Origin of the sequence: Marinobacter sp. EN3, from assembly GCF_000475315.1 — a bacterium.
Lineage (GTDB): Bacteria > Pseudomonadota > Gammaproteobacteria > Pseudomonadales > Oleiphilaceae > Marinobacter > Marinobacter nauticus.
Map to the genome: position 1 here is coordinate 22,323 of NZ_AXCC01000012.1, position 26,150 is coordinate 48,472.

The following is a 26,150-nucleotide window of genomic DNA, read 5'->3' on the forward strand; positions in this document are numbered from 1 at the left end:
CCAGAACGTGTTGTCGGCCCGGGAGCAGATTCTCTCCGGGAGCCGAGCCACCACTTTACTGCACCGCAAGAGTGCATAAACGACCCGTACTTCAGGAGAGTGCCCCATGACGACAAAGAGCCTTGGTAATCCGTTTGATGGAGACAAATCGCTGATCCACGCCAAAACCTGTGGCTGCCCGGACTGTAAGCCCGGCCAGGACGCCCCGGCAATTTCGCTGGACCTAAAATCTTCCGTCAGCAGGCAGGACGCATCGGAGGCGCCACTGAATTCAGAAGAGATGATGGACCGAGCCATCGAGAGCGCCGTTGTCCGCTCCGTATTCGGCCACAACGACCACAGCCGCCGCAGCTTCATGAAAATGATGGGTGCGGGCACCGCCGCCGCGCTGCTGGGCAGCGTGTTCCCCATGGACAAGGCCAAGGCTGCGGTTAAGGAATCCCTCGGCAAGCTTGAGAAGACCAAACTGAACGTCGGCTTTGTACCCATTACCTGTGCCACGCCGATCATCATGGCTCACCCCATGGGCTTCTATGAACGCTACGGCCTGGACGTGACCGTGACCAAGACCGCGGGCTGGGCCGTGGCCCGGGACAAGTCCCTGGCCGGTGAATACGACGCGTCCCATATGCTCACCCCAATGCCCCTGGCCATGACCATGGGTGCCGGTTCCACACCGGAACCGTTCATCATGCCGGCGGTGGAGAACATCAACGGCCAGGCCATCGTGCTGCACGTGGACCACAAGGACAAACGCGATCCCAAGCAGTGGAAGGGCTTCAAGTTCGGCGTGCCGTTCGAATACTCCATGCACAACTTCCTGCTGCGTTACTACCTGGCCGAGAACGGTATCGACCCGGACAAGGACGTGCAGATCCGAGTGGTTCCGCCACCCGAGATGGTGGCCAACCTGCGTGCCGGTAACCTCGATGGCTACCTGTCACCGGACCCGTTCAACCAGCGTGCCGTGTGGGAGAAGGTGGGCTTCATTCACATGCTTACCAAGGATATCTGGGAAGGCCACCCCTGCTGCGCCTTCGCCTGCAGCCAGCAGTTTGCGACTCAGAATCCGAATACCTATGGAGCCCTGCTGCGCGCCATCATTGATGCCACCCAATACTCCAACAACCCTGAAAACCGAAAGGAAATTTCCGAAGCCATCGCGCCCAAGAACTACCTGAACCAGCCGGTCCCGGTAATACAGCAGGTGCTGACCGGGTACTACGCGGACGGCCTGGGCGAGGTGAAGAATGTGCCGGCTCGCATCGATTTCGACCCGTTCCCCTGGCATTCCATGGGCGTGTGGATCCTCACCCAGATGAAGCGCTGGGGCTACATCGAGGGCGACGTGGATTACAAGGGCATTGCCGAGCAGGTCTACCTGGCCGGTGAGACCGGCAAGCTCATGGAGGAGATGGGCTACAGCGCGCCGGACAAGACCTACAAGACCCACACCATCATGGGCAAGACTTTTGATCCGGACAGCGCGGAAGAGTATGCCCGCAGTTTTGCCATCGGGAGGGTATAACCATGGCTTCCCTGAACATACGGGCGGCGTTGCTGTCGGTGTCGTTCCTGATTGTGGCCCTGGGGCTATGGGAAATGGCAACCCAGCCGCCGGAAGCCCAGACCGGAATGAGCGAATACGAAATGCTCATGGGTGGCGCCGACCAGGAATCCCGGGTACCGCCACCTTCAGCGGTGATCAAGCTGGCTTGGGCCGAGCTGTCGAATCCGTTCTACGACGCCGGCGCCAACGACAAGGGTATCGGCATCCAGCTCGCTTATTCGGTGTACCGGGTACTTACCGGCTACCTGGCGGCCATGGCCATCGCCTTGCCCCTGGGGTTCCTGATCGGTATGTCTCCGCTGATGTACAAGGCCCTGAACCCCTACATCCAGGTTTTGCGGCCGATTTCGCCGCTGGCCTGGATGCCCCTGGCCCTGTTCATCATCCAGGACTCGGACGCCTCGGCCATCTTCGTGATCTTCATCTGCTCGATCTGGCCGATGCTGCTTAACACCGCCTTTGGTGTGGCCAATGTCCGGCAGGATTGGGTGAACGTGGCTCGAACCCACGAACTGGGGCCGATCAAAACCGCGTTAACCGTGATTCTGCCGGCGGCCGCGCCCACCATCCTGACCGGCATGCGCATCTCCATCGGTATTGCCTGGCTGGTCATCGTGGCGGCGGAAATGCTCGTGGGCGGCACCGGCATTGGCTACTACGTGTGGAACGAATGGAACAACCTGGATCTGGCCAGTGTGATCTTCTCCATCCTGATGATCGGGGTGGTGGGCATGCTGCTCGACCTGGCCCTGGGCAAGGCCCAGAAACTGGTGGAGTACAAAGAATGAGCGGCCCGGCACCGGCCGACGATGCCGGCCTCAACCCTCCGAACGGAGACCTGTTATGAGTAAACCATTCCTGGAAGTAGATGGTCTGTCCAAAGTCTATCCGGATGGCCAGGGCGGTGAACTGACCGTCTTCGAGGATATCCGCTTTGCCCTGGAGAAAGGCGAGTTCGTCTGCATCATCGGCCACTCCGGCTGCGGCAAATCCACCATCCTGAACGTGCTGGCAGGCCTGGACGAAGCCAGTGCCGGCAACGTGGTGATGAACGGCAAGGAAGTAAAGGGCCCGGGCCTGGAGCGCGGGGTGGTGTTTCAGAACTACAGCCTGCTGCCCTGGAAAACCGCCCTGAACAACATCGTATTTGCGGTGAAAGCCCGTTGGCCCGGCTGGTCCAAGGAAAAGGTGAGGGAGCACAGCGAGCGCTACCTGAAAATGGTGGGCCTGGAGCACGCCATGAACCGCAAGCCCTCGCAGCTCTCAGGTGGCATGCGCCAACGGGTGAGCATCGCCCGGGCCTTCGCTACCCAGCCGGAACTCCTGCTGCTGGATGAACCCTTCGGCGCGCTGGATGCCCTTACGCGAGGAGTGATTCAGGATGAACTGGTGAAGATCTGGGAAGAAACCCGCCAGACCGTGTTCATGATCACCCACGATGTCGATGAAGCCATTCTCCTGTCCGACCGCATCTTTCTGATGTCCAACGGCCCCAATGCTCGCATCGCCGAGAGTGTGAAAGTGGACATCCCGCATCCGCGGGCGCGGGCCACCATTTTCCAGAACCCGGCATACCACAAGACCCGGGACTACCTGGTTGACTTCCTGGTCAACCGAAGCGGCTCGGCCCTGCCGGAACAAGATGGCAGCCCGAAAGTTGTCGAGCCTGCCAAAGGTACCGCTCAGCCGGAACCGGCGGCGGCCGAACCTGAAACCGAATCCGAAACTGCCGCTCGTGCGGTGAATGCCTGACGTTAAAAGTGAAGAGAGGAACCAACCATGATGAACAAAGAACTGATGACCGCAAAAATCCTTGAAGCCAAAGTTGTCAAGGGCATGACCTGGGAAGCGATTGCCGAGGCAGTGGGGCTGTCGCCGGTGTTCACCACCTCTGCGGCTCTCGGGATGAACAGCCTCACCGAGGATAAGGCTTTCGCCCTCTGCGAAACCCTCGGCCTCGACAAGCCGGTAGCCGAAGCTCTGCAGGTCTGCCCTAAAAAAGCGTGGGATGGCGCTGTTCCCCAAGATCCGCTGATCTATCGCCTGTATGAAGTGGTAGGCGTGTATGGCGATACCATGAAAGCGCTGATTCACGAGAAGTTCGGGGATGGCATCATGAGTGCCATTGACTTCACCATGGACATTGAGAAGGAAGAGAATCCGAAGGGCGACCGGGTGGTGGTTACCATGAACGGGAAGTTCCTGCCTTATAAGGCCTGGTAATTAGGAGGTGCCCGTCTTTGTAGCCTGTTGGTTGCGGGGCGGGCTTGCGGGGTGGCTGGTGGATTTTTCCCGAAGAAAAATACCCCATACCCGCCGTACCTGCCCATAACATCAAGGCTGCGAGCCCAACCCTAACTAGGGCAAGTCGGTAACGGCCCCCGTAGATGCAGAGCTCACCACACGGGCATATTTGGCCAGCACGCCCCGGGTAAATCTGGGTTCCGGCGGCGTCCAGGCTTTGCGCCGTTTTTCCATTTCCGCGTCAGAGATTTCCAGCACAATCGAGTTGCTCACGGCATCAATGGTAATGGTGTCGCCGTCTTCTACCAGCGCAATTGGCCCGCCCACGGCGGCCTCAGGTGTGATGTGGCCAACCACAAAACCATGGCTGCCACCGGAGAAGCGGCCGTCGGTAATCAAGGCTACATCGCTGCCCAGGCCTTTACCCATAATCGCCGAGGTGGGGCTGAGCATTTCCCGCATGCCAGGCCCGCCCTTCGGGCCTTCGTATCGAATCACCAGCACGTCGCCAGCGACCACGGTGCCATTCAGGATTCGCTCCTGGGCTTCCTCTTCAGAGTGAAACACTCGGGCTCGACCGGAAAAATGCGTGCCTTCCTTACCGGTGATTTTCGCTACCGAGCCTTCCGGAGCCAGGTTGCCATAGAGAATGCGTAGATGACTGTCGGCTTTGATCGGGTTGTCGAAGGCGTGGATGATCTGCTGGCCTTCGGGGTAGGGCACCACGGTCTCGAGGTTCTCTGCCAGGGTCTTGCCGGTCACCGTGAGGCAGTCCCCATGCAGCAGCCCCTGGTCGAGCAGCATCTTCATTAGCGGTTGAATGCCACCAATGGCCACCAGCTCGGACATCATGTAGTGGCCGGAGGGGCGAAGGTCTGCCAGGACCGGTACCTGTTTGCCGATGCGTACGAAATCGTCCAGTGACAGCTCCACTCCCACCGTACTGGCCATACCCAGAAGGTGAAGCACGGCGTTGGTGGAACCGCCCAGCGCGATCACCACGGTGATGGCGTTCTCGAACGCTTCCCGGGTCATGATGTCGGAGGGCTTGATATCGGCTTCGAGCAGTTTCAGCACCGCGGCGCCTGCGGCTTCGCAATCCGCCAGTTTGCTGTCGGAAACGGCGTTCTGGGCGGAGCTGCCTGGCAGGCTCATGCCCATGGCCTCAATGGCGGAGGCCATGGTGTTGGCGGTGTACATCCCGCCACAGGAGCCTGGGCCGGGAATCGCGGTTTCCTCGATCTGTTTGACTTCGATCAGCTCCATGTTACCGCGGGCATGGGCGCCCACCGCCTCAAACACGGAGATGATGTCGGTATGGTTTTCGCCGGGCATGATGGTTCCGCCGTAAACGAAGACTGAGGGCCGGTTCAGCCGGGCCAGGCCCATCATGCAGCCGGGCATATTCTTGTCGCAGCCACCGATGGCGACCAGTCCGTCGAAGCCCTCACAACCGGCCACGGTCTCAATGGAATCGGCAATCACCTCGCGCGACACCAGAGAATATTTCATGCCCTCGGTGCCGTTGGCGATGCCATCAGAGATGGTGATGGTGTTGAATATCAGGCTCTTGCCCCCGGCTCCGTCGGCACCCTTGGCGGCCTCCCGGGCCAGGCCGTCAATGTGCATGTTGCAGGGCGTGAGGTTGCTCCAGGTGGAGGCAATGCCAATCTGAGGTTTTCGGAAATCCTCGTCGGTAAAACCTACTGCCCGGAGCATGGCCCGGCTGGCGGATTTATTGATTCCGTCTACCACCGGTGCCGAGTGTCGGCGTCGTTTATCGGTTGTCATGCGTTATCCCTCTCCGTCGTTTCAAGCCGATCGCGACCGTGCCATGGTATCGGAGACCAGTTCAACTCCGGCAACGGTATGCAGTTTCTCCAGCTGAGATTGAAGCATAGCAACTGGCCGGGAACCCTCCAGCGTGAGGGCAATGTCGAGGGTATCGCCAGTTGATTCCATGGCCATCCTGGAAATCCGGAAGCCGCGTACCCGCACCACCCGGCACAGCCGCTCCAGAGCTGCCGCTTCCTGGTTCATGCGGCAATTCAGGGTATATCGTTGACTGGCGCTTTCATGATTCGGCTTCATGCTACCTGCTCCTTGCGGCTGTTCGTTTTACGGGGTTCGTCAATCATTTCCTTGTTGCTGGCGCCGGCTTTGACGATGGGCCAGACGTTCTCTTCACGACTGATGGCAACATGCAGCAGCATCGGGCCGTTGTACGCCAGAATGGTCTCGATGCCGCGGCGGATCTGGTCGGTCCGCTCAATGTGCAGGGCCGGGATATCGAACGCCCGGGCCATAGCGACAAAGTCCGGATTGTCATCCAGATCGATCTGGCTTTCGCGGTTGTTGTAGAACAGTTCCTGTTGCTGACGAACCATGCCCAGGCACTGGTTGTCCAGAATGATCAGCTTCAACGGCAGGTTGTAGCGCCGTATGGTGGCCAGTTCCTGTGCGTTCATCATGAACGAACCATCACCGGTCACGTTGATGACGGTGCGTGTTCGGTCCGAGAACTGGGCGCCGATGGCCGCCGGAAGCCCGAAGCCCATGGTGCCCAGGCCTCCGCTGGTCAGGTGGTGGCGTGGATGGGCGAACTGGTAGTACTGGGCAACCCACATCTGATGCTGGCCAACATCGCAGGCGATGACAGTGTCGTCGCCGGTGATGCCGGAAAGCTGACGGATGAATGCGGGGCCGGTAATGGGTGCCAACGGTTCCTCGTTATCTGCAGCGCGAAAGCCTCCGGTGGTATGCCAGGTGCGACATTGTTTCTGCCAGGCGTCGATAGCCAGTGGCTCAGCCGCAATGGCATCGGTCAATGCCGCCAGAATGGCGTTCAGGTCACCACGCAGAGACAGGTCTGCCGGCCGCAGTTTGTTGATCTCGGCGGCATCGGCATCAATATGGATCATCCGGGCATTAGGCGCGAACCCGTCCAGCTTGCCGGTGGCTCGGTCATCCAGCCGGGCACCGATCACGAACAGGAGGTCGCACTCGTCAACCGCCTTGTTGGCCGCCCGGGAACCGTGCATGCCGAGCATGCCCAGATCATTCGGGTTGTTTCGGCCGGCGTTGCCAATGCCTTTGAGGGTAACGACGCCCGGCAGCCCCGAGACTTCGGCAAAGGTACGAAAACGGTCTTCGGCTCCGGCCAGAGACACACCGCCACCGCTGTAGAGCAGGGGTCGCCTGGCTGATTTCAGCATGGCCAGGGCCGGGCCGATCTCCGGGCAATCCGCTGGCGGTGCCTCGGTGCAGGCCGGGGCTGAAGCCTTAATCTCGGACAACAGAATGTCTTTGGGAATATCAATCCACACCGGCCCGGGGCGGCCAGCCTGGGCCAGGTCGATGGCTTCCTCCAGAATGCCCGGCAGGTCTTCGGGGTCGTCCACCAGGTAGCTGTGTTTGACGATGCCCAGGGTCATGCCAAGGATGTCGGTTTCCTGAAAGGCGTCGGTACCAATCAATCCGGAGGGGACCTGCCCGGTGATCACCAGCAGGGGGATGGAATCCATGTAGGCATTGGCAACGCCAGTGATCAGGTTGGTGGCGCCGGGGCCGGAGGTGGCAATACAAACTCCCAGTTGGCCACTGGCCCTGGCATAACCGTCTGCCGCCAGGGCGCAGGCCTGCTCGTGGCGGCACAGCACATGCTCCATTCCCACGTCATCCACCAGCGCGTCATACAGGGGCATGATGCAGCCACCCGGATACCCGAAAACCGTGCTGATGTTATGGCGGTGGAACGCTGCAAGAATGTGCTGTGAGCCGTTCATGGTCGTTTTTCCCTTTTTCTTTGCCGCAAAAAAGAAACCCCCGGGACCTTGCGGTGCCGGGGGTTTCTGGTGTCGTTGTCAGGTTGTCGCTATCTCACCCGCTTGTCCACGCAAAAGCCCCCGGACGGTACCACGACCACCAGGACTAGCTTCACAAGGACCATAACTGCGTTGAGATTCATGGAATCGACAATCTGCTCTGAATAGAGTTGAACAATGTGTGTAGAATCTAACCCACGTTTTCAGGCGGATGCAAGGGCTTATTTCCGGAAATTCAACCGGTGCCGGTTTTTCCGCTTTCTCAAACCGAATCTGTTCACGGCGAGTGGTGCATGACAAGAGCAAAATGGAGCTCCCTGGGATTATCCCTTCTGGTCATCGTGTTATTGGTTATCTGGATGGCAACGGGTGAGGTAAAAGTTGCCAGTGATGAGGCGCCGGAGGAGCCGGCCTCCGAACAGGTAGCCATAACTCGGGTAGAGGTAACACCGGTCAGCGCCCGGACTTATCAGCCAGCCCTGAAACTTCAGGGCCAGTTGGAACCCTGGCAGTCGGTTCAGGTCAGTGCCCGGGTGGATGGCACCGTTGAGCAACTGAAGGTTCAACTGGGGCAACAGGTGAAAGCGGGTACGGTGCTTGCGACCTTGTCGACGGATGGTCGGGATACGGTGGTACAGCGCTGGCAGGCCAGTATTCGCAAACTGGAAGCGGATCTGGCCGCCGCCCGGAAGCTGCGTTCCAGCAATCTGGCCGCCGAAACTGAAATACTGCGCCTTCAGAGTGAACTCGCCGCGGCTCGAGCAGAACTCGCCGCGGCTGAACTGGCGCTGAATCACCTCAAGCCCATCGCGCCGTTTGATGCCACTGTGAATCGTCGCGAAGTGGACGAAGGCAGTCTGGTGCAGGTGGGAACGCCCCTGTTTGAGCTGGTACAGATAGACCGCCTGAAAGCCACCGGGCAGATCCCCCAACAATCGGCGGCGCTGGTTCAACCGGGGCAGGCAGTCGATATACAACTGCTGGACGGCTCCCGGCTGGCCGGCGTTGTCAGTTTTGTGGCCAGCGCTGCCAATTCGGACACCCGAAGTTTTGCGGTGGAAGTGGTGGTGGAGAATCCTGAATTGAAGCGGGCTGCGGGCGGCTCTGCCAGCCTGAGTATTCAACTGCCGGAACAACAGGCCACCTTCATATCGCCGGCTTATCTGGGGCTGGATGACGATGGCCGGCCCGGCGTGAAGTATGTCGATGGCGATAATCGAGTGGTGTTTGAGACCGTGCGGCTGCTGAGCGTCTCGACCGACGGTGCCTGGGTTGCCGGCTTGCCGCCTGAGATCCGCCTGATTACCCGGGGGGCCGGATTTGTCTCGCCGGGTGAGCAGGTGCGCCCTGTTGATACCTCAGACCAGCGGGGCTGACCGTCATGCGAGCTTTGATTGCCGCGGCCATGGACCGAAGCCGCACCACGCTGTTGTTGTTCCTGTTCCTGCTGTTGGGCGGTATGGCGGCCTACCAGGCGATTCCCAAGGAATCCAATCCGGACGTCACCATCCCGATGATCTATGTCTCGATGACGCTTGAAGGCATCAGCCCGGAAGACGGTGAGCGCCTGCTGGTCCGGCCCATGGAGCAGGAGCTGCGCTCGCTGGAAGGCATCAAGGAAATGCGGGGTACCGCCTCAGAAGGCCATGCCTCGGTAATGCTTGAATTCGACGCCGGTTTCGATCCGGACAAGGCGCTGCAGGATGTCCGGGAGAAGGTGGATACCGCCCGCAGCAAGCTACCCCAGGAAGCCGACGAACCCCGGGTCAATGAAATCAACGTGTCGCTGTTTCCGGTGTTGTCGGTAGGCCTGTCCGGTCCGCTGTCGGAACGCGAGCTGATCACCATTGCGCGCCGACTTCAGGATGCCATCGAAGCCATTCCCGAAGTGCTGGAGGTGGAAATTGGTGGCGACAGGGAGGATCTGCTGGAGATCGTGGTGGATCCCCAGGTGCTGGAAAGCTACGGCATCGATTTTGATCAGTTGGCCTCCCTGGTTACCCGGAACAACCAGCTGGTGGCTGCCGGCTCACTCGACACGGGTAATGGTCGGATGGCGCTGAAAGTGCCGGGAGTAATCGAAACCATCGAAGATGTGATGTCGATGCCTGTTAAGGTAGACGGCGACACTGTGGTTACCTTCGGTGATGTGGCCATGCTGCAGCGCACCTTCAAAGACCCGACCGGCTTCGCCCGCATCAACGGGGAGCCAGCCTTGGTACTGGAAGTTTCCAAGCGCTCGGGCGCCAACATTATTGAAACCATTGAGCAGATTCGCACCCTGATTGATGAGGCCCGGCCCCGGTTGCCGGAGACCCTCGATATCCGCTTCATCATGGACCAGTCCGAGGAAGTGCGCGATATCCTCTCGGATCTGCTCAACAACGTGCTGACTGCCATTGTGCTGGTAATCATCGTGGTGATCGCGGCCATGGGCCCACGCTCAGCTGTGCTGGTGGGGCTCACCATCCCCGGGGCGTTTCTGACCGGCATCCTGGTGATCTGGAGCATGGGCCTGACGCTCAATATCGTGGTGCTGTTCAGCCTGATCCTCGTGGCGGGCATGCTGGTGGATGGCGCCATTGTGGTGTCTGAGCTGGCAGACCGGAATCTGTCGGACGGGCAGCCGGTCAAAGCCGCCTGGGTGGAAGCAGCCTCGCGCATGGCCTGGCCGGTTATTGCCTCCACCGCGACGACGCTTGCGGTCTTCGTGCCGCTGCTGTTCTGGCCCGGAGTGGTGGGCGAATTCATGAAATACCTGCCGATGACCGTGTTAATCTGCCTGATTGCTTCGCTGGCCATGGCGCTGGTTTTTCTCCCGGTTTTGGGTGGCGTGAGCGGTGGTCGCCGGCACCACAAGGATGCCAGTGAAGGGCGTTTCATGCGGGGCTACCGACAGGTGCTGGCCGCTCTTCTGCAGCGCCCGGGCCTGACCTTGCTCGGCACCCTGATGGTGATTGTTGTAATCTACGCCGCCTATGGGCGCTTTAACCATGGTGTCGAGTTTTTCCCGAGTGTCGAGCCCGAGTCGGCCCAGGTTCAGGTGCGGGCTCGTGGCGATCTTTCGGTGTGGGAACGGGATGCCATTGTGCGTGAAGTGGAGTCTCGGCTGCAGAATATGCCGGAGGTAAAGGCCCTGTATGCGCGCTCCATGGTGACCACCAGCTCTCAGATGGCTCCGGATGTGATCGGCGTTCTGCAGTTCCAGTTCACGGACTGGTACACCCGCCGCACTGCCACGGATATTCTGGAAGACTTTCGGGAACGTACGGCCGATATCGCCGGTATTGAACTGGAGTTCCGCAAGCAGGAGGGCGGACCGGCTGAAGGCAAGCCCATCGAGCTGCAGGTCAGCAGTATGGACAGCACACAGCTGGATGGCTATGTCGACAGCATTGAGAACCGCATGCGCGAACTCGGTGGTTTTGTCGACATAGAAGACGACCGGAGCCTTCCCGGGATCGAGTGGCGCCTGAATGTGGATCGTGAGGCGGCCGCTCGATTCGGTACCGATGTGTTGAGCATCGGCAGTGCGGTTCGGCTGGTAACCAATGGCCTGGTGCTGGCCACCTACCGGCCGGAAGATGTTCGCGATGAGGTGGACATTGCGGTGCGGGTGCCCAACAACTGGCGGGAGCTGGATCACCTGGAGCGCCAGACACTGAACACCCCTCGCGGTCAGGTGCCGCTGTCGGAATTCGTGGACCTGGAGCCAGGCGACAAGACCGGCTCAATCGTGCGGGTGGATGGCCAGCGCACGATCACCATCAAATCGGATATTGCGCCGGGCAGGCGAATGGACGAGCTGCTGCGGACCCTGCAGGCTGAGATGCCTGAGCCACCGGAAGGGGTGAGCGTGCGCTTTGCCGGCGAAAACGAGGATCAGCAGCAGGCCGCCAACTTCCTGACCTCCGCTTTTTTGGTTGCGGTTGGCCTGATGTTGCTGATTCTGGTGACCCAGTTCAATTCTCTTTACCAGACCCTTCTGATCCTGTCGGCGATTGTATTGTCCACCGCCGGAGTGCTGCTGGGCTTGCTGTTTTCCGGTCAGTCTTTCGGCGTGGTGATGGTGGGCATGGGCATTATTGCGCTGGCGGGTATTGTGGTGAACAACAACATCATCCTGATCGATACCTTCAACCAGATGAAACGGGAGGGCAAAGCCGCCTACGAAGCCGCCCTGGAGACCGGTTGTCTGCGTTTCCGGCCTGTGTTGCTGACGGCCATCACCACAATCCTTGGGCTTACCCCCATGGTGTTGGGGGTAAATGTGAATCTGCTGGAACCATCATTGGGACTGGGTGCGCCATCCACTCAGTGGTGGACTCAGCTGTCCAGCGCCATTGCAGGCGGCCTGGCCTTTGCGACGCTGCTCACTCTATTACTGACGCCGGCTTTGCTGGTTCTGGGAGAACGCACCGGCCAGCGGGTCAGGGGGCTGGTCCGGCGCATTTCGCAGCGTGATCAGTAGCGGATTCGCCCAGCCAACTCCTGGGCCTTCCGGGCCATAGCCTCGAGCTCCGGAACCGTGCGCAGGTTCTGCTCTGCGGCATCGTGCATGGCTTCGGATATTTCGGCCACTTCTGTGACATTTCGGTTGATGTCTTCGCTGACACTGGTCTGCTCTTCAGCGGCCGTGGCCACCTGCGTTGTGGCGTCGTTTACCTTGATCATCCTCTGGGTAATGTCTGCCAGTGTGGTTCGTACTGCATCCACGGATTCGCTGCTCTCTTTGGCGACCACCTCAGAGGCCTGCATGTACTCTGTGGCGTCCCGGGAGCCATTCTGAATGGAGGCAATGATCTCATCTATTTCCACGGTGGCGTCCTGAGTTTTGGCTGCCAGGTTGCGAACCTCATCGGCAACGACCGCAAACCCCCGCCCGGCTTCTCCAGCTCTGGCAGCCTCTATTGCGGCGTTGAGCGCCAGTAGATTGGTCTGGTCGGCAATTTCCCGGATTACCCGCATGACGTCGCCGACCTGTTGGCCGCTTTTGGCCAGTTCAGCAACGGTGGCCGCGGAACTGCGGATCTGATCGGTCAATCGATTCATGCTGGCAACCGCCTGGTTGATCTGTTCGTCGGCGTGTCGCGTCTGGTTGGCGGTTTCGTCCACCTGGCTGGCAACAGAACTTGCGTGCTGTGCGACGTCCTGAGCGGTGGCTGACATCTCGTTCATCGCCGTGGCTATCTGGTCAATGCGTTGGTGCGCTTTGTCAGACTGAGAGGACACTGCGTCGGCGTTGGACCGAATCATCGCTCCGGTGTCGGCCAGCTGAGACGCGTTGTGTTGCATCATTTCGCCGGTTTCCCGCAGGAACCGGTGCAGGGTTCGGGCGGTGTCCGCCAGTCGACCCAGCTCGTCCGGGCGTTTCAGGGTTACCGGGTCTGTCAGGTCGCCCTCACCAATTCTGCTCAGTTTGGCAATCAGCTCCTGGGTCGGACGTACCACGGATGTCACCAGAACACCAAGACAGGCCAGCGTGCCCATCACGATGGCAGCGAGCAGCAAGCCACCCATCAGCCAGGTGGTTTCCGTTGCGCTGTCCCGCAATTCGCCGGAGTGGGAGACGGCCACGTCACGAATTTTGTTGGCCGCCTGCTCAATCAGTTGCGCGGGTTCACGATCAATCCCGGTCACCGCTTCATCGCCCTCGGTATGATCGTACCCCGAGGCCACGAAATCCTGGTATCCCGCCCGGTACGCTTTGCCCATCCGTTGATGGGCGGCCCTGAACCGGTCCATCAGCGCGCGGGCTTCCTGATCAGCGATTCTTGGGATCAATTGGTCCAGCTGTTGTTGGATACTGGACTCGGTCTTCTGGAACCGTTGCCAGTATTTATCGCGCTGGGCATCGTCGGCGCCGCGAATCAGGACGTTCTTCCATTCCTGAACCTGTGTCTTGAAATCGCTGAGAATGTCTTGCGCTTGCAGGGCCAGGACAATCTCATCACTGATCAGGTGCTCGTATTCATCCTGGCTGGAGAGTGATCGGTTGAAGTAAATGCCTGCAACAATCGCAATCAGAAGGTTGGAGACCACGATGATGGTAAGGATCCGGTTAAGGATGCTTTTGTTGTACCAGCGCATGGGCGGGGTCCTGTAAGATGCTAGGGATAATGGAGTATCGTGGCGGCCTCTGGCGGGCTGCCTGACTGGTTTATCGGCCGACATTTTATATTATGAACCCGCTCACAGAAATTTATCGTGATTCCCAGCTTCTGGTGGTTCACAAACCGGCCGGGTTGCTTATGCATCGCAGCCCGATTGACCGCCATGAGACGGAATTCGCGTTGCAGTACGCCCGTTCTATGAACGGCGGAGCGCATGTCTATCCGGTGCATCGGCTGGACCGGCCGACCTCTGGCATCGTTTTGTTCGCCAGGGATCAGGCAACGGCGAGGGTACTGGGGCTTGCAATGATGTCGGGCGAATTCAAGAAGACCTACCTTGCGTTGGTTCGAGGCTGGACGCCGGAACAGGGCGTGATCGATCATCCACTCCGGGAAGAGCCCGAAGACCGCCGATTGAAGGGAGAAGAACAGCCCGTCCGGACGGCCCTGACTCGCTACCGTTGCCTCGCGACCACGGAGTTGCCGGTCTCTATTGAGCGATACCCCACCAGTCGTTACAGCCTGGTGGAGCTGAAGCCCGAAACCGGCCGGAAACATCAGCTCCGGCGGCACATGAAGCATATTAGTCATCCGATTATCGGGGATGCCAATCACGGGCGCGGCCGGCACAACCGGTATTTTGCTGAACGGTTCGGCTATGGGCGGTTGATGTTGGCGGCCACTGAGCTGGAACTTTCACACCCGGCCACCGGGGAAGTCCTGCGGTTTTCTGCCCCTCCCGAGGAGAGCTTCCGAACTGTGCTGGAAATATTTGAACAGGATACGGTGACGGGTTAAGGGCTGACGCCAGCCAGATCGGACAACTTGTGTAGCTTTTTATGTCAATTTGCGACAAATAGTACTTTCAGCAGACGTTGTCGCTACCTTGGTGCATACTCAGTCGTAAGCTTATAACAAATAACAAGTGCGTTTGACGCCCGAGACTGCTATGCCACGGCTTTTTGTCTTCCTGACGCTGTTCTTTTATTTGGTGCTCCCTTCCTTTGCCCATGCAGATGCCGGAGAGTGGGGGCCCTTTTCCAAACGCCTTGAGCTTTCACGGTTCGTCGATTTCTGGAAGGAGACAGGGTCGCCATCGGTTGCTGACATACGAAACCTTCCGGACCAGGCCTGGACCCGAAACGGTAGTGACAGTGTCAGTCTGGGGTATGGCGAGGATATCTACTGGTTTCGGGTAAAGCTCACCAACACGCTGAAATCGGAAGCCAGTAATTTTCTGGAGATCGGTTACCCTGTCCTGGACCATATTGAGATCTACCGTGAGGTCAGCGGGAAACTGCTTGAACCGCTGATCCTTGGGGATAAGCGTCCTTTTTACGACCGGCCGATCCACCACCGCAATTTCATAGTCCCGCTGGTGCTGCCCCCGGAATCGTCCACAACGGTTTATCTTCGGGTGGACACCACCAGCTCTATGCAGGTGCCCATGACGCTCTGGGAGCAGGATGCCTTCTACGCGGCTGAACAGGCTCGTAGCCTGTTTGAGGGGATCTATTACGGCATCGTCCTGGTGATGATGCTTTACAACCTTTTCGTCTTCATGGCCGTGGGAGAGCGCAGTTTTCTCTACTACGTTGGCTATATTGCGGCGATGCCACTTTTTCTGGCGTCACTGCACGGTGTGGCGTTTCAGTATCTCTGGCCCGAAGCGACCTGGTGGAACGACCAATCCATTATTGTGTTCCTGAATCTGGTGGTGCTGTTCGGGGGAGCCTTCAGCATTCGCTTCATCAGTGTGACAAGAAAAAACCACCCGTGGCTGAACCGGTGGACGATGGCGATGATCATGACGGCCGGTCTGCTTGCCCTGGCGGGCCTTCTGATTCCCTACAGGCTGATGATTCTTCCGACCATTCTGGTTGCCTTTGCGGGATGCTCCACCATGCTTATGCTGAGTGTGGTCCGCTGGCTGAAGCGTGACCCAGCTGCCCGGTATTACACGGTGGCCTGGGTGTTTATGCTGTTCGGGGGCATCGTATTGGCGCTGAGCAAATTTACCATGCTGCCAAGGAACCTGCTGACTGAGAATGCCACTCAGGTTGGCTCGGCCCTTGGTGTGATTCTGTTATCACTTGCGCTGGCTGACAGGCTGAACCGGGAGAAGAAGAAGTCGTTTGCGGCCCAGCAGAAGTTATTGCGTGAGGAACGCAAAGCTCGACTGGCCCAGGAAAAATCGTTGCGTGTTCAGCAAGAGGCTAATGCTCTGTTGGAGGAGAGGGTGCAGGAGCGGACCCGTGACCTGGAATCCCTGAACGAACAACTACTGGAACTGAGTGCGACGGATCCCCTTACCGGACTCAAAAACCGGGGGCACTTTGACAAAAAGTTTCAGGCTGACGTGGTCCATGCCTATCGGTTTGAGGAGACGCTGTCGCTGCTGGTGGTAGATATTGATCACTTCAAGAGCTTTAACGATACCTACGGCCATCTGGTGGGCGATGACTGCCTGAAAATGGTCGCCGACTGCATCAAACGGCACGTCACCCGGCCGCAGGATCTGGCCGCCCGGTATGGCGGCGAGGAGTTTGTCGTCCTGTTGCCGGACACCCCGGAAGCCGGAGCTGTTCGGGTCGCCGAGAGAATCCGCGAGGAGATTCAGAAAACAGCTTTCCGGGTCTCGGATCAGGTACTTCATCTCACCGTCAGTATTGGTGTTTGCAGCTGCGCGCCCGCCCGGGCGGACGCCACCAAAGCGTTGTTTGCCTGCGCCGATGACGCGCTTTACCAGGCCAAGGCGGAGGGTCGTAACCGGGTAATTTCAAATACCCAGGCCGGGCGGGACCACGCAGTCTGTCAGGCCTGATTTGACCGGGCTGCCTGGTTAAGGGTTGGCCAGGGGTGGTTGGCTTCCAGCGCGTAGGCAATCTCGAGCAGCGTGCGCTCATCGCCATGCCGACCCATAAACTGCACCGAAATAGGCAGGTGCTGACTGCTTTCCCCCATAGGTAAGGCGATAGCCGGAGCACCAGTGGCGTTGGCCAGCGGCGTAAAACTCACATAGCGGGTCAGACGTTCGAACAGGGTATCGAAAGGTACGCCGGGGCTTAGATGGCCGAGCGGCGGTGTGGTATGTCCCAGGACGGGGGTCAGCACCGCGTCATAATCATTCATGTGCCTCTGATAGTCGTGCCAGGAGCGTTTCAGCCGCCAGATGACAGCGGGCAGGCGCCAGAACTGGCGGCGGAACATTTTGTCCAGGCCATTGGTCAGACCGTCCACTCGGGATTTGTCGAAATCCGGGTGATAGAGCTTCTTACCGCGGGCTTTTACACCGAACGCGAGCATCCCCCAGTAAAGCGCAAAGTCATCCGGAAATGAGCTGGCGACCGGCACATCCATGGGCTCGATAATGTGCCCCAGCTTTTCCAGGTAGCGGGCCGTCTGCTCCACCGTTTGCCGGGTTTCCGGGTCGGTGGGGTGGCCGTTGATGGAGTCCAGGACCAGGCCAATGCGCAATTGTCGGCCAGAGGGGCCCTGCACATGCCCGATGGCGGGTAGTTTCCGGTTCTTGAACCAGGACTCGGCGTACGCCAGGAAGCCGGCGGTATCGCGCACTGAACGCGTGACGACACCATCACTGATGATGTTGACGGGCAAATCCCGGGCGGCATCGTTATCCACCACTCGGCCTCGTGTAGGTTTCAGGCCTACCAGCCCGCAACAGGCAGCCGGTATGCGGATAGAGCCGCCCCCGTCATTGGCGTGGGCGATGGGCACCACGCCGGCTGCGACCAGGGCGGCAGCACCGCCGGATGAAGCGCCACAGGAATAGTCCAGGTTCCATGGGTTGCGTGTCGGGTCTCCCTGGGCGGGCTCCGTTGAGGCGTTAAAACCGAATTCCGGCAGTGTGGACTTGCCCAGGCAAATATAGCCCTGGGACAGCATCTGTTCGGCAAAAGGGCTGGTTCTTTTCGCCACCCGGGGCGTGACCGCCTGTGACCCGTGCCCGGTGGGCAAACCCTCAACGTCTGTGTTGTCCTTGATATAAGTAGGTACACCGGCAAAGGGGCCAGTCTGGGCGCCCGGTCGCAGGCTCTGTGTCAGCGCTGGCTGATAACGTTCAGCCACCACACCATTGATCACCGGCGCCGCCAGCTGTGCCCGCTCTATCGCCGCCGCCGTCACTTCCTGCGCCGAAACCTCGCCTGAACGAATCCGTTCAGCAAGTGCAGTAGCGTCGTTGTCGGCCATCGCGTCGTTGCGGAAACAATGGAAGCGGGTACTGGGTGGCTGATTCATGGCGGCTCCTGAAAGCAAAAACAGAGGCTTACTAACATAACTCAGGCTTAAACGTGACGATATGTCATTTCAGGTATGGCGTCACAAAATGGGTGCAAAATATGGCAGCAAAGGATTGATCGGTGTCTCTTTCAATGAAGCCTCAAGCACAGTAAGCTGTTTGCCAACCTACTGAACCAGAATGAATAATGGATCTGATCGAGCCAGCTGTCCGGGTTTTCCTCGGCGTCTTTTTCCTGATGATTGGCCTGCAGTTTGCCGCCCGTACACTCGGCCTGTATTCGCGACTGGGCTTCTCACACATCAATTATGGCAAGACCGGGACGGCCACCTGGTGGCATCGTCATATCTTCAACCTGTTCCGGGCTGCGATCCTGCTGATGTGCCTGGCCAGGATCTGGGTTGATCTGGACGCCTGGTTGGGCGTTTTCCCCCTGCTGTACCACTGGCCGGTGTTACTGGCCGGGGCTGTGCTTCTGCTGGTTTCCTACACTGCCGTGAACTATCTGCAGGCCTACATGCATGAGGACTGGCGTTCCGGCATTGATGACCAGCATGGCAGTGGGCACCTTCTGACCGATGGACCATTTGGTCGCAGCCGGAACCCGCTGTTTCTGGCGGTGATGACGGGGCAGTTGGGGTTCTTTCTGGCGTTGCCCAGCGTGTTTTCGCTGGTGTGCCTGGTGACTGGCGTGCTGGTGATCATGCGCCAGGCCAGGGAGGAAGAGAAAGCCCTGGCCAGGCGTTTTGATGAACAGTACGAGGCCTATTGCAAACGGGTGCCCCGCTGGTTCTGACTGTCGGGCTCAGGACGCTTTGTTCCGCGCTTCCTTGATCACGTCGTAAGCGTGGCTGATTTCACGGGTTCGTTCTTCCGCCATTTCCCGCATACTTTCGGGCAAGCCGCGTCCGGCGAGTTTGTCTGGGTGGTTTTCACTCATCAGCTTGCGGTAAGCGCGCTTGATCTCGGCGTCTGAGGCCTCTGGCGAGACGCCAAGAACCTTGTAGGCATCATTGATCTGCTGGCTGCTGGAATAATTGCGGGTACCGCCCGCCTGGCCGGCATGGGCACCACGCAGCATAGCTTCGAGCTGGTCGACCTGACTTTCCGGCAGCCCCAGCCCACGGGCGATACGAACCAGCATTTCGTGCTCGGCCGGATGTACCTGCCCGTCTGCGGCAACCGCAGACACCTGTACCTGCAGAAACATCTGCAACAGCACCGGCTGGCGGCCGGACGCCTGCATGAAGCGCTGGAGTTCGGCATCCAGGTCGAAGTCCGATGCTTTACCCCGGTTGAACGCTTCCTTGGCCATGGCTTTCTGGGATTCGTTCAGGCGAAAGCGAATGAACATGGCCTCTGCCATCTGGATTTCATCCCGTGAGACCACGCCATCGGCCTTGCACAGGGCGCCCATCACCGCGAACACGGATTCAATGAAACCGGCCTGCAGCCCCTGAAGCTTGCCCAGCAGTCGGCTTTTCATGCGCTGGAACAGGAACGCACCAATGGCTGCGCCAACCAGAAAGCCGGGGAATCGACCAAAGGCATAACCGATCAGACCGCCAAAAATGATTGCGAACAGCATTCTCTATCCTTCGTTGAGTAAACAGTCCTGAGAATATACGTGTTTTTGGTCAGGGCTTCATGAACAGGCTTTCATCCACGGTATCAATCTGCTCGGCCTTCAGGTGCTGGGCACCGTAGCGCCGATAGGTTCCGGAGCGTACGAAGAGCAGGAATACCTCCCGGTCTATATGGCCCTGTCTGGTCATGTTATCCATGATGTTCAGCGCTTCAGACAGTGTCTTGCCCTGCTTGTAAGGGCGATCCACGGCGGTCAGCGCCTCGAAGATGTCAGCCACGGCCATGATTTTCTCGGGAATGCTCATGTCCTCACCGCTCAGGCCGAAGGGGTAGCCCTTGCCGTCCACACGCTCGTGGTGGGTGCCGGCCAGCCGGGGCACACGGGCCAGACGGTCTGGCAGGGGCAGGGCATCCAGCATGCAGATGGTCTGCACGATGTGTTCGTTGATACGGAAGCGCTCTTCTTCCGTCAGGGTGCCGTACTGGATGGTCAGATTGTGGAGTTCTCCCCGGTTGTAGGCATACTCAGGCAGCTTCATGTCAAAGCCCCAGAGATTGCGCGGGTCGTCCCGCTGGACCGGAGGCACCCGGTCGCCCCAGGTGCGAATATGCCAGGGTTTGTCTGCCAGCAGTGGCTCTGTGGCGGGCAGTGCCGCTTCCGGAGAATCCGCCAGGGCTTGCTGCTCATCCCCGGAGAGGCCCAGCCGGTCACTGAAATGGCGTTGCCAGGTCTGGGCTCCGATCTGGCGAATGCGCGCTACATCCTCGTCCGACATGGACTCACTGCCCACATTGGCGTTTGCCAGGAAGCCAAAGTCAGCCTGCAGTTTTGCCTGGGCCTCATCTCTGTAACGGGCAGCCTGGGTCGGGTCTTCTCCATTCAGGCAGGCTTGAAGGTAACGGACCTCGGCATCCCGGTGCAGGATTTCAAAGCGGGCCCGGATTTCGTGGATGCGGTTGTAGATGGTTTCCAGCTTTACGGCTTTGTCGACCACATATTCCGGGCTGGTGATCTTGCCGCAGTCGTGCAACCAGGCCGCCAGGTGAAATTCGTAACGTTCGTCTTCGTTCATGCGGAAATGGGCAAAAGGCCCTTCCGATGCCTGCTCTGCCACCTCCGTGATCATCTGGGCGAGCTTGGGCACCCGCTCGCAATGGCCGCCGGTGTAGGGCGACTTGGCATCAATGGCGCTGGCCACCAGGCGGATAAACCCATCGAGCAGGGCCTGCTGGCTTTCGATCAGTTCACGGGTTTCGATGGCAACTGCGGCGGAGCCGGCAATTTCATCCACGAAAACAATCAGGTCATCACTGAGGTGGGTGTGGTCGCCCACTTCCATCTCGATGATCAATGCACCAATGAGTTTCTTGCGTCGATTACGCAGGATGGCAAACACCGGGTGGCCGGATATGTGGTTTCTGAGCTGTCGAATGATCTCGTTATCGTCTGCCGCCTGGTTGATGGCTGGCAGGCTGGCGGGCAGTTCAAGTCCGCGGTTAACAGCCAGGTCGAGCTTATGTTCATGGCTGCTGTACAGGTAAATCGCGCCCCGTTCCTGGCTGACGATGGCGATGATCTGATCAAGAATGTCGCGTAACAACTGGTTCAGATCCTGGCCCCGGTTGAGCACCGTGGCGATGTTCTGGAAGCTTCGGATGGTGCGGGCCATGTCATCCAGGGCAATGCTGAGTTCCGAGGCTTCCCGGATATGGGACTCCGAGCGGATTGGCGTGTCAAAGCGGAAGCGGGAGAGGCTGCTGACCCGGTCGGTCAGGCGTTCAAGGGGTTTGCCCACCTGGCGCCCCATAAACCAGCCAAGTATCAACAGCAGAAGCGCTATGGCGCCGGCGATCGCGGTCTGGCGGGCAAGGGCAGCCCAGACATCGGCCAGCAGTTCATCCGAGGGAATGGCGACAACTACGGAGAGTGCTTCATCGGGCAGGGTTCCAAGTTGCTCGGCCATGCCATACCAGTCACGGCCCTGCTGACGAAAGCGGCGGATTTCCCGGTTGGTGCCCGGCTCAAGCACCTGGCGGATCACGGCATCGGGTTCGGTGTTACCGTCGGCGTCTGCAAGGAGTTCCCCGGAAGCGCTGACAATGGCCAGCCGGCTTCCTGCGGTCTGTTTTAGTTCCGCCAGTTGCGAGCCCAGGTCGGTCACGGTGACATCAACACCCAGCACGGTACCCGGGATACTGGCGGCCCTCTGAGACAGGGTCAGCCCGGTTTCCTGGGTGGTGAAAAACACATAAGGCGCTGATAGCTGGAGCGAATCTCCGGCCCTGGCTGCCTGATACCAGGGGCGCTGGCGGGGATCATAGTCGTAATCCGGCAGCGAGCGGCGTTCGAGCAGTTCCAGGTCGCTGTTATAGAATTGCCAGATGCCCTTGCGCAGGTTGCCCTGGTATTCCAGGCTTTGCAGCAGATAGCGACTGGTTGCGGGGGCGTCCGGAAACTGGAGTGAGCCCGAACTGCGAATCTTACGGAACAGGAAAAAATCGCCATTGTCATAGCCTGCGTATACCGCACTGACAATATCGCTGCTGGTGAGCACATCGGCAATCACCGGCAGGCGTTGCAGTCGTTGCTCAAGGGTGGAACTCTGGGTGAGTGGGTCGTGCCGCAACAAGGCCAGCGCCGTAGCCGGCGGTTGGGTAATGGCATTGATACGATCGTCCACGCTGAGAGCCAGCTGTCGGGCAGTGGCGGCGGCAGCGGTGACCTTGGCCTGTTCCATGCCCCGATAACTCTGGGCCACCAGTGTGATGGCCAGTATCAGCATTCCCAGGGTGATGGCAGACGCAATCAGGAATGCCAGTGATACCCGGGCGGTCTGTTTGTTGAGTGGCGGTTTTGTCTGTCTCACAGCGTCGGGATCCAACGACGGATGAAGGGTTCTCTAAGTGTAGACGCTCTGCGGGCGTTATTCTGATTTCAGAAGATAAACGGGTGGCTTATGACGCCAGATCTGTTTTCCGGGTTGAATGATCAACCGACAGTGGAAGCCTTTGACGAGGGTGTGGTTGTGCTACGGCGCCATGCCGTGAAGCTCCAGCAGGCCTTGATGCGAGATATAGATCAGGTGACGCGACACGCGCCGTTCCGCCATATGAAAACGCCGGGTGGCCATCAGATGTCGGCCGCCATGACCTGTTGCGGCCCCCTGGGGTGGGTGACTGACGAGACAGGGTATCGCTACCAGCCCCAGGATCCGTTATCCGGGCTTCGGTGGCCGGCTATACCCGATAGCTTTGTCTCATTGGCCCGCAAGTCGGCCCAGGAAGCGGGATTTACCGGCTTTGACCCGGATGCCTGCCTGATTAATCGCTATCAGCCAGGGGCCAAAATGGGACTGCATCAGGATAAGAATGAAAAAGACTTTGCCTGGCCCATTGTGTCGGTGTCCCTGGGGCTGCCCATTGTGTTTCAGTTTGGTGGACTCAAGCGCAACGACCGCCCCGCGCGTATTCTGCTGGAACATGGTGATGTGGTGGTCTGGGGCGGCCCGGCCCGTTTGCGTTACCACGGCGTCCTGACTCTGAAAGCCGGTGAACACCCGGTGACCGGCTCGGCCCGCTACAATCTGACCTTCCGTAAGGCTGGCTGAAACCTTATTGCAGCCAGGCCACCAACAGGCCTGCGGCCAGAGATAACACCATCGGGCCAGCCACCAACAGACCGGTTTGTCGGTTGCCGATACTCCAGGCGATGCCCGATTTCACCAGATTATTCACCGCTGCCGCGATGACAATCCCCAGCACGGCTGCATCCATGCCCAGGCCATCGTTGGACATCCGGGTAAGAGACAGGGTGATGGCATCGACATCCGCCACGCCAGAGGTGGCGGCCAGGGCGTAAATGCCGACATCGCCAAAGGCATTCTTGAGGAATTCCCCCAGTAACAGAATGGCGGTCAGTAAGAAACCGAACACCAGTGCGGAAGAGAGATCCAGCGGGTTCTGGTTCATGGTGGGCTGGCTCACCTGCAGTTGCCGGGCGTTGCGGCGCCAAATGATCAGCGCGGGCACGTAGAGGAGGGCGGTCATCATGGCGACCGGCCAGATCAGGCTGGGCAGCAGTGCCTTGTTGATGACCAGGCAATAAACCAGAATCCGGGGGAACATGGTGCCGCAGGCAATCAGGATGCCGGCAGCAAACTGCGGGCTGAAGTCGGGATTTTTCGCCGATTGCCGGGCGAAGTGCAGGCTCAGGGCGGTAGATGAACTCAGCCCGGCAAACAGGCTGGTGAACAGAATGCCTTTGCGGGCTCCGGCCACCCGGATGGCAAAGTAACCGACAAATGAGATGGAGGCGATCATCACCACCATCCACCAGATTTCCCGGGGGTTGAGCACGCCACCCGGGCCCATGGCCTCGTTTGGCAGCAGAGGCAGCATCACCACCGAGATCAAAAGCAGTTTAAGGGCAGCGTCGAGTTCGCTGGCCTGAAGCTTGTGCACCCAGCCGTGGATTTCTTCCTTGTTGTCCAGAATGATGGCGGTGACCACCGCAGCAGCGGTGGCGATCACCGGATCCACCGCCACGGCAACAGCGCCGAAACAGAAGGTCAGCAACATGCCGACCATGCCGGTAATGCTGAAATTGCGGATGTGTTCCAGGCGCTCGCTGTAGGCCACCAGCCCCATGGCCACTACACTGAGTAGCAATACCGGAAAGGCCCAGGGGGTAATCTGCTCCGACAATACGGCGGCAATACCGCCCAACAGCCCGACCAGTGAGAAGGTGCGGATACCGGCAATGCGTTCCCCGGATTTCTGCTCCCGGGCATCCCAGCCCCGCTCCAGGCCAATGATGGCCCCGAGCAGCAAGGCTACGGCCAGATTGATGGTGGTCTGGTTGGCGTTTAGGAACTGGCTTGCTACATCGTCCATGTACTTGTCACCACAAAGATTATTTAAACGCATTCTAGGCAATTAGCGGCCCCGGCGGCACCCCCGGTCTGTCTGGATGGCCAGTCTGGCCATACTTTCAGGACGGTTTCTGGTACCCTTCGCGGCCCCGATCTGATATCCCCAGGAATTGAAAGCGACACCCCTGACCATGACAAACGCACTCAAGCAGAACTGGTTTTCGAACATCCGTGGCGACTTACTCGCCGGAACCGTGGTTGCGCTGGCACTGATTCCGGAGGCGATTGCCTTCTCTATCATTGCCGGGGTTGACCCGAAAGTGGGCTTGTATGCCTCCTTCTGTATTGCCGTGATTATTGCCTTTGTAGGTGGCCGCCCGGGAATGATCTCGGCGGCCACCGGCGCCATGGCGCTGCTGATGGTGACGCTGGTGAAAGAGCATGGGCTGCAATACCTGCTGGCGGCAACCCTGCTGACCGGTGTGATCCAGATTGCCGCCGGCTACCTGAAACTGGGCGGCTTGATGCGGTTTGTATCCCGTTCAGTGGTGACCGGTTTCGTGAATGCTCTGGCCATCCTGATTTTTATGGCCCAGTTGCCGGAACTCACCAATGTGACCTGGCATGTCTACGCCATGACCGCCGCTGGGCTGGCTATTATCTATCTCTTCCCGCTGATACCCACTGTGGGCAAGTTGATTCCGTCTCCGCTGGTTTGCATCGTCGGTTTGACCATTGTCTCCATGGTTATGGGGCTGGATATTCGTACCGTAGGCGATATGGGTGAATTGCCGGATACCTTGCCGATTTTTCTGTGGCCAGACGTACCGCTGACGCTGGAAACCCTGATGATCATCCTGCCTTATTCACTCGGTCTTGCCGTGGTAGGGCTGCTGGAATCCTTGATGACGGCGACGATTGTCGATGATCTTACGGACACGACCAGCGACCGTAACCGCGAGTGCAAGGGCCAGGGTATTGCCAATATCGGTTCCGGCTTACTGGGCGGCATGGCCGGCTGCGCGATGATCGGTCAGTCCATCATCAACGTGAAATCCGGTGGTCGCACACGTTTATCCACGCTCACGGCCGGTGTCTTTCTGCTGATTCTGGTTCTGGTGCTCGACAAGTGGCTGGTGCAGATTCCGATGGCCGCCCTGGTGGCCGTGATGATTATGGTCTCCATCGGTACCTTTAGCTGGGATTCCATCCGTAATCTCAGGGAGCATCCATTGTCCACCAATATCGTGATGCTGGTTACGGTCATTGTGGTCGTCGCCACCCACAACCTGGCTTTCGGCGTGCTGGCCGGTGTCCTGCTGGCGGCCCTGTTCTTCGCCAACAAGGTTGGCCATTACATGCTGGTGACCTCCGAGCTGGACGAGGCAACAGACACCCGTCGCTATACCGTGGTGGGCCAGGTGTTTTTCAGTTCCTCGGAAAAATTCCTGGAATCCTTTGACTTCAAGGAAGCGGTGGACAATGTTGTGATAGACCTCAGCCGCGCGCACTTCTGGGACATTACCGCCGTTGGCGCGTTGGACAAGGCAGTGATCAAATTCCGCCGTGAGGGTGCGGATGTGGAAGTGATTGGCCTGAATGAGGCCAGTGCCACCATCGTTGACCGCTTCGGGGTGCACGACAAGCCCGACGCCGTTGACCAGCTGATGGGGCACTGAT

At 59.1% G+C, this 26,150-nt stretch carries 19 protein-coding genes; 11 read left to right on the plus strand and 8 right to left on the minus strand.

From position 1 onward, the window contains the following. The first annotated feature begins 106 nt into the window (after window positions 1–106). From Q675_RS24075 to cynS, 4 genes are read left to right on the plus strand one after another with little or no spacing between them, the layout of a single operon-like run. Window positions 107–1,528, plus strand: coding sequence for an ABC transporter substrate-binding protein (locus tag Q675_RS24075; protein ID WP_023010750.1), 1,422 nt, complete (start codon window positions 107–109; stop codon window positions 1,526–1,528). Window positions 1,529–1,530: 2 nt separating this feature from the next. Next, window positions 1,531–2,358: a nitrate ABC transporter permease gene (gene ntrB, locus Q675_RS24080; RefSeq protein ID WP_014420936.1), complete on the plus strand. Its 828-nt coding sequence runs from the start codon at window positions 1,531–1,533 to the stop codon at window positions 2,356–2,358. A gap of 55 nt (window positions 2,359–2,413) precedes the next feature. Then, window positions 2,414–3,322: an ABC transporter ATP-binding protein gene (locus Q675_RS24085; protein WP_023010751.1), complete on the plus strand. Its 909-nt coding sequence runs from the start codon at window positions 2,414–2,416 to the stop codon at window positions 3,320–3,322. Window positions 3,323–3,349: 27 nt separating this feature from the next. Beyond that, complete coding sequence (gene cynS / locus Q675_RS24090) at window positions 3,350–3,793, plus strand: cyanase (protein WP_023010752.1); 444 nt, start codon at window positions 3,350–3,352, stop codon at window positions 3,791–3,793. Window positions 3,794–3,928: 135 nt separating this feature from the next. Here the strand turns inward: cynS and ilvD are convergent, their stop codons facing one another. Genes ilvD through ilvG form a run of 3 tightly spaced genes read right to left on the minus strand, consistent with a single transcriptional unit; the run spans window position 3,929 to window position 7,599 of the window. After that, on the minus strand, window positions 3,929–5,605 hold the full coding sequence (gene ilvD / locus Q675_RS24095) for a dihydroxy-acid dehydratase (RefSeq protein ID WP_023009351.1): 1,677 nt from the start codon (window positions 5,603–5,605) through the stop codon (window positions 3,929–3,931). A 21-nt stretch (window positions 5,606–5,626) separates the two neighbouring features. After that, window positions 5,627–5,905: an ACT domain-containing protein gene (locus Q675_RS24100; RefSeq protein WP_011785586.1), complete on the minus strand. Its 279-nt coding sequence runs from the start codon at window positions 5,903–5,905 to the stop codon at window positions 5,627–5,629. Next, window positions 5,902–7,599, minus strand: coding sequence for an acetolactate synthase 2 catalytic subunit (gene ilvG / locus Q675_RS24105; protein ID WP_023010753.1), 1,698 nt, complete (start codon window positions 7,597–7,599; stop codon window positions 5,902–5,904). The genes Q675_RS24100 and ilvG overlap by 4 nt, the downstream gene beginning before the upstream one ends. 332 nt (window positions 7,600–7,931) lie before the next feature. On the opposite strand from ilvG, the gene Q675_RS24110 reads away from it, so the two are divergent. Both Q675_RS24110 and Q675_RS24115 read left to right on the plus strand, forming a co-directional pair. After that, complete coding sequence (locus Q675_RS24110) at window positions 7,932–9,014, plus strand: efflux RND transporter periplasmic adaptor subunit (protein WP_031211103.1); 1,083 nt, start codon at window positions 7,932–7,934, stop codon at window positions 9,012–9,014. Window positions 9,015–9,019: 5 nt separating this feature from the next. Further along, window positions 9,020–12,109: an efflux RND transporter permease subunit gene (locus Q675_RS24115; protein WP_023010755.1), complete on the plus strand. Its 3,090-nt coding sequence runs from the start codon at window positions 9,020–9,022 to the stop codon at window positions 12,107–12,109. Here Q675_RS24115 and Q675_RS24120 read toward each other — a convergent pair. Then, window positions 12,103–13,728 carry a methyl-accepting chemotaxis protein gene (locus Q675_RS24120; protein WP_023010756.1) on the minus strand — a complete coding sequence of 542 codons (1,626 nt, stop codon included), beginning with the start codon at window positions 13,726–13,728 and terminating at the stop codon, window positions 12,103–12,105. The genes Q675_RS24115 and Q675_RS24120 overlap by 7 nt on opposite strands. Window positions 13,729–13,820: 92 nt before the next feature. Here Q675_RS24120 and Q675_RS24125 point away from each other — a divergent pair, with 92 nt between their 5' ends. Both Q675_RS24125 and Q675_RS24130 read left to right on the plus strand, forming a co-directional pair. After that, window positions 13,821–14,549, plus strand: coding sequence for a pseudouridine synthase (locus Q675_RS24125; protein ID WP_023010757.1), 729 nt, complete (start codon window positions 13,821–13,823; stop codon window positions 14,547–14,549). 151 nt (window positions 14,550–14,700) lie between these two features. Further along, entirely contained in the window at window positions 14,701–16,575 is a 1,875-nt protein-coding gene (locus Q675_RS24130; RefSeq protein WP_023010758.1) for a diguanylate cyclase, read from the plus strand. Here Q675_RS24130 and Q675_RS24135 read toward each other — a convergent pair. Further along, window positions 16,566–18,011, minus strand: coding sequence for an amidase (locus Q675_RS24135; protein WP_023010759.1), 1,446 nt, complete (start codon window positions 18,009–18,011; stop codon window positions 16,566–16,568). The genes Q675_RS24130 and Q675_RS24135 overlap by 10 nt on opposite strands. Window positions 18,012–18,199: 188 nt before the next feature. Between Q675_RS24135 and Q675_RS24140 the strand changes: the two genes are divergently transcribed. Continuing rightward, a complete protein-coding gene (locus Q675_RS24140) occupies window positions 18,200–18,808 on the plus strand; it encodes a methyltransferase family protein (protein ID WP_023010760.1) in 609 nt (202 codons plus the stop codon). Window positions 18,809–18,817: 9 nt separating this feature from the next. On the opposite strand, the gene djlA is transcribed toward Q675_RS24140, so the two are convergent. Together djlA and Q675_RS24150 are read right to left on the minus strand one after the other, a co-directional pair. After that, window positions 18,818–19,600, minus strand: a complete 783-nt coding sequence (djlA, locus tag Q675_RS24145) for a co-chaperone DjlA (protein ID WP_023010761.1) — start codon at window positions 19,598–19,600, stop codon at window positions 18,818–18,820. Between the two features lie 49 nt (window positions 19,601–19,649). Further along, a complete protein-coding gene (locus Q675_RS24150; protein ID WP_031211107.1) occupies window positions 19,650–22,466 on the minus strand; it encodes an HD domain-containing phosphohydrolase in 2,817 nt (938 codons plus the stop codon). 90 nt (window positions 22,467–22,556) lie between these two features. On the opposite strand from Q675_RS24150, the gene alkB reads away from it, so the two are divergent. After that, entirely contained in the window at window positions 22,557–23,207 is a 651-nt protein-coding gene (gene alkB, locus Q675_RS24155) for a DNA oxidative demethylase AlkB (protein ID WP_023010763.1), read from the plus strand. A 4-nt stretch (window positions 23,208–23,211) separates the two neighbouring features. On the opposite strand, the gene Q675_RS24160 is transcribed toward alkB, so the two are convergent. Beyond that, window positions 23,212–24,492, minus strand: a complete 1,281-nt coding sequence (locus Q675_RS24160; protein WP_022990968.1) for an MgtC/SapB family protein — start codon at window positions 24,490–24,492, stop codon at window positions 23,212–23,214. Window positions 24,493–24,661: 169 nt separating this feature from the next. Between Q675_RS24160 and Q675_RS24165 the strand changes: the two genes are divergently transcribed. After that, complete coding sequence (locus Q675_RS24165; protein ID WP_011785574.1) at window positions 24,662–26,149, plus strand: SulP family inorganic anion transporter; 1,488 nt, start codon at window positions 24,662–24,664, stop codon at window positions 26,147–26,149. Window position 26,150 lies beyond the last annotated feature (1 nt).

Excerpts from the sequence above, each read along its gene's own strand:
- Q675_RS24075 (WP_023010750.1), top strand. The coding sequence starts at position 107 with ATGACGACAAAGAGCCTTGGTAATCCGTTTGATGGAGACAAATCGCTG.
- ntrB (WP_014420936.1), top strand. The coding sequence starts at position 1,531 with ATGGCTTCCCTGAACATACGGGCGGCGTTGCTGTCGGTGTCGTTCCTG.
- Q675_RS24085 (WP_023010751.1), top strand. The coding sequence starts at position 2,414 with ATGAGTAAACCATTCCTGGAAGTAGATGGTCTGTCCAAAGTCTATCCG.
- cynS (WP_023010752.1), top strand. The coding sequence starts at position 3,350 with ATGATGAACAAAGAACTGATGACCGCAAAAATCCTTGAAGCCAAAGTT.
- ilvD (WP_023009351.1), bottom strand. The coding sequence starts at position 5,605 with ATGACAACCGATAAACGACGCCGACACTCGGCACCGGTGGTAGACGGA.
- Q675_RS24100 (WP_011785586.1), bottom strand. The coding sequence starts at position 5,905 with ATGAAGCCGAATCATGAAAGCGCCAGTCAACGATATACCCTGAATTGC.
- ilvG (WP_023010753.1), bottom strand. The coding sequence starts at position 7,599 with ATGAACGGCTCACAGCACATTCTTGCAGCGTTCCACCGCCATAACATC.
- Q675_RS24110 (WP_031211103.1), top strand. The coding sequence starts at position 7,932 with ATGACAAGAGCAAAATGGAGCTCCCTGGGATTATCCCTTCTGGTCATC.
- Q675_RS24115 (WP_023010755.1), top strand. The coding sequence starts at position 9,020 with ATGCGAGCTTTGATTGCCGCGGCCATGGACCGAAGCCGCACCACGCTG.
- Q675_RS24120 (WP_023010756.1), bottom strand. The coding sequence starts at position 13,728 with ATGCGCTGGTACAACAAAAGCATCCTTAACCGGATCCTTACCATCATC.
- Q675_RS24125 (WP_023010757.1), top strand. The coding sequence starts at position 13,821 with ATGAACCCGCTCACAGAAATTTATCGTGATTCCCAGCTTCTGGTGGTT.
- Q675_RS24130 (WP_023010758.1), top strand. The coding sequence starts at position 14,701 with ATGCCACGGCTTTTTGTCTTCCTGACGCTGTTCTTTTATTTGGTGCTC.
- Q675_RS24135 (WP_023010759.1), bottom strand. The coding sequence starts at position 18,011 with ATGAATCAGCCACCCAGTACCCGCTTCCATTGTTTCCGCAACGACGCG.
- Q675_RS24140 (WP_023010760.1), top strand. The coding sequence starts at position 18,200 with ATGGATCTGATCGAGCCAGCTGTCCGGGTTTTCCTCGGCGTCTTTTTC.
- djlA (WP_023010761.1), bottom strand. The coding sequence starts at position 19,600 with ATGCTGTTCGCAATCATTTTTGGCGGTCTGATCGGTTATGCCTTTGGT.
- alkB (WP_023010763.1), top strand. The coding sequence starts at position 22,557 with ATGACGCCAGATCTGTTTTCCGGGTTGAATGATCAACCGACAGTGGAA.
- Q675_RS24160 (WP_022990968.1), bottom strand. The coding sequence starts at position 24,492 with ATGGACGATGTAGCAAGCCAGTTCCTAAACGCCAACCAGACCACCATC.
- Q675_RS24165 (WP_011785574.1), top strand. The coding sequence starts at position 24,662 with ATGACAAACGCACTCAAGCAGAACTGGTTTTCGAACATCCGTGGCGAC.